At 46.9% G+C, this 2,243-nt stretch carries 6 protein-coding genes; all 6 read right to left on the bottom strand.

Going from position 1 to position 2,243, the window contains the following annotated elements; all coding sequences use genetic code 11:
* Nucleotides 1–320: phage tail tube protein (locus RT269_RS30040; RefSeq protein WP_313188201.1), on the bottom strand; the 320-nt coding region annotated here is incomplete at its 3' end.
* 5 nt (nt 321–325) lie between these two features.
* Nucleotides 326–736 (bottom strand): phage tail terminator protein, encoded by a 411-nt coding sequence (locus RT269_RS30035; protein ID WP_313188199.1) that lies wholly within the window; start codon nt 734–736, stop codon nt 326–328.
* Nucleotides 733–1,113: a hypothetical protein gene (locus tag RT269_RS30030; protein ID WP_313188197.1), complete on the bottom strand. Its 381-nt coding sequence runs from the start codon at nt 1,111–1,113 to the stop codon at nt 733–735. The genes RT269_RS30035 and RT269_RS30030 overlap by 4 nt, the downstream gene beginning before the upstream one ends.
* Nucleotides 1,113–1,451, bottom strand: coding sequence for a hypothetical protein (locus RT269_RS30025; protein WP_313188196.1), 339 nt, complete (start codon nt 1,449–1,451; stop codon nt 1,113–1,115). Before RT269_RS30025 ends, RT269_RS30030 begins: the two co-directional genes overlap by 1 nt.
* 4 nt (nt 1,452–1,455) lie before the next feature.
* Nucleotides 1,456–1,842, bottom strand: coding sequence for a hypothetical protein (locus RT269_RS30020; protein ID WP_313188195.1), 387 nt, complete (start codon nt 1,840–1,842; stop codon nt 1,456–1,458).
* 1 nt (nt 1,843) lies between these two features.
* Complete coding sequence (locus RT269_RS30015; protein ID WP_313188193.1) at nt 1,844–2,086, bottom strand: hypothetical protein; 243 nt, start codon at nt 2,084–2,086, stop codon at nt 1,844–1,846.
* Nucleotides 2,087–2,243 lie beyond the last annotated feature (157 nt).

Below are 2,243 nucleotides of genomic sequence, written 5' to 3'. Positions count from 1 at the left end.
GATACTATAGTGCCGGAAGGCATTTCCCATTCAAACGGAGCCACCACATCATTACCGGATTTCCATGCAAGGCCTGCAATGTAATCATTTCCCGGATCTCCATAAGTGCGCTTTCCCTGGAAGGAGAAGGACAGCTTCTTGCTGGTCATCATAGCATCTCCCCAGCCCTCATGCTCCATGGCGTTCCATTCCTCTACGCCGCCCTCAATACTGGGGGCAAAGTTCGTTAAATTGGCAATCGCGGTCATAGTATCCTTTTTGCCAGCTAATCCTACCTTGAATTTATTGTTATTTACCGGATACACTTTTGCTTCTGGCATAACATTCACCTGTTCCTTTCATAAATAAAATCCAGCCAGATCACATACTCATATACCCCGTCATCATCCGTTCCAACGTCCTGCGGTTCAGGAACCATCAAGCGCAAGAAATTTATAGGGGTATCTCCTATGGTCAGGCTGGATACACTTCTTAGTTTCTCAAATAAGTTATAAGCCGCTCTCTCTGTCTCATCTTTGCTTTTACTCCAATGGATAAGGAGGGAGACCGGCTTTGTATCGTAAGTGGTACATTCGAGACCACCAATGGCAATATTGGCCGAACCGGTGGAAAGTCGGCTATAAACTCCGATGGACTTTTGCTTTTTATTATCCAGCTTACCAATATAAACATTATCGTCTTCAGCAACGGCCAGACAGGAAATGTACTGGCGGATATCCTTCAAAGACAGCATCATACACCACCTACTTTCTTGTAAAATTTCTTATACGCACTGGGAGCAAAGCCGGCTTTGCCTCCTCCTGGCTCCCAATCTTCAAACCAGTGGCCTCTTGCATTGGGGTTCTCATCTGTTTGGAAGTTATATTCTGGGTGGAAATATAGACGCCTTGCATAAGGGGTACTTGAAACGAGCTGTACCTTTCCTTTAGAGGAATCGGAATATTCAACAAAGAAGCTCTCCCCCTGAAGATGTCCGGTATCAAAAGGCATGACCTGAGCCTGGATCACTTCTGTATGTAACGCCTCTGCTGTCATTTCCAGAGCCGTTACCGCCGCCTGTGTCAGCTGCTTGATCCTGGGCATATTCATCTTAACCGTTGATTTAACCTGCATCAGACCACCTCCAGAGTGCAGAAGTTTACTGTGCCGTCCGGGTTCCGGTTCTTGGTCCCCTGTTCAATCCGCCTCTCTTCCCCAAACACATTAACTGTACCACCACTTAGGCTTGGGAAGTCTGGTGCAATATCACCGGGGAACATGGCTGTTCCCGTAATCTGAACCAATTTCTTTTCTGCTGTGAGAATGGTTTTCGCCCGGTCCTGGAAGTTACATTTCAGGTCCAGATCGGCTACATACTTTGGTTCACTCAGGTTGTTGGTTTCCTCACTTTCCAAGTGAACGTGAATATCGGTCTTACAGAGTCGCTTCGGCACTAAACATGGATATTTCATAAGCTCACCTCGCTAACCGGCAGCATAGGCCTGTCTGGGAGAGCTGAGCGTACACATCACGTTTCATGGCAATGCCCTTATCTGTGAATACATTCCAGGAGCTCCCAAACTGCGCCGATACTCCATTAATGCTGTAACTGGACAGGATTGTATCGATCTCATCGGCATTCTCATATTCGAAATCAGCCTGCTGGCAGATCACTTCCTGAATGACTTCCTGCTGAAACTCGGTCAAATTGGAAAATCCCCGGCCCTCAATGCGATTGTAAGTCAGAGAATCAATGTGACGGCTGGCCTGCCTGAGAACCTTTTCCAGATCTTCCTCCGGTACTATGCTGCCTTTATAGGTTCCTTTGTAATACTCCGGTGTGACATAAGGGATGTAGGCCATTTTACACACCCGCTTTCGGGGTCGCTGCTCTCCCTTTCTTTGCTTCCTTTTCGGTAATTTCTTCTGTACCCTCGGAATTCTCTTCTGGAGCCTCTTCTGGGTTTCTTATCTGAGTCTCCATCTCATAACCATGATTATGAAACCAATTAAGCAGACGGGGATCTTCTGTCTCTCCTACGCCATTGCAAAAAGATACACTGGCGGAAACACCAGTGTATTGCTTGTTTGGAGCATATACTTTCATAAATAGCCCTCCTATTTTACTTTGATATTGCGGAATGCTCCGGCTGCCTTGGAAGCCTTTAAAGCGATTGCCGCATTCATTTCCACTTCACCGGTCTTTACCGCTCCTGATGTGGTAAAATCAGGAAGCCATGTCTGCACAGGTGCCACTCCTGCAA

Source organism: Lacrimispora sp., from assembly GCF_032078915.1.
In the GTDB taxonomy this organism is placed as follows: domain Bacteria; phylum Bacillota; class Clostridia; order Lachnospirales; family Lachnospiraceae; genus Lacrimispora.
The sequence above is the reverse complement of the archived record's forward strand: the minus strand, read 5'-3'. Positions and strand labels throughout refer to the sequence as shown.

What these genes read in the sequence shown, in the direction of transcription:
- RT269_RS30035 (WP_313188199.1), bottom strand. Translation starts at nt 736, where the DNA reads ATGATGCTGTCTTTGAAGGATATCCGCCAGTACATTTCCTGTCTGGCC.
- RT269_RS30030 (WP_313188197.1), bottom strand. Translation starts at nt 1,113, where the DNA reads ATGCAGGTTAAATCAACGGTTAAGATGAATATGCCCAGGATCAAGCAG.
- RT269_RS30025 (WP_313188196.1), bottom strand. Translation starts at nt 1,451, where the DNA reads ATGAAATATCCATGTTTAGTGCCGAAGCGACTCTGTAAGACCGATATT.
- RT269_RS30020 (WP_313188195.1), bottom strand. Translation starts at nt 1,842, where the DNA reads ATGGCCTACATCCCTTATGTCACACCGGAGTATTACAAAGGAACCTAT.
- RT269_RS30015 (WP_313188193.1), bottom strand. Translation starts at nt 2,086, where the DNA reads ATGAAAGTATATGCTCCAAACAAGCAATACACTGGTGTTTCCGCCAGT.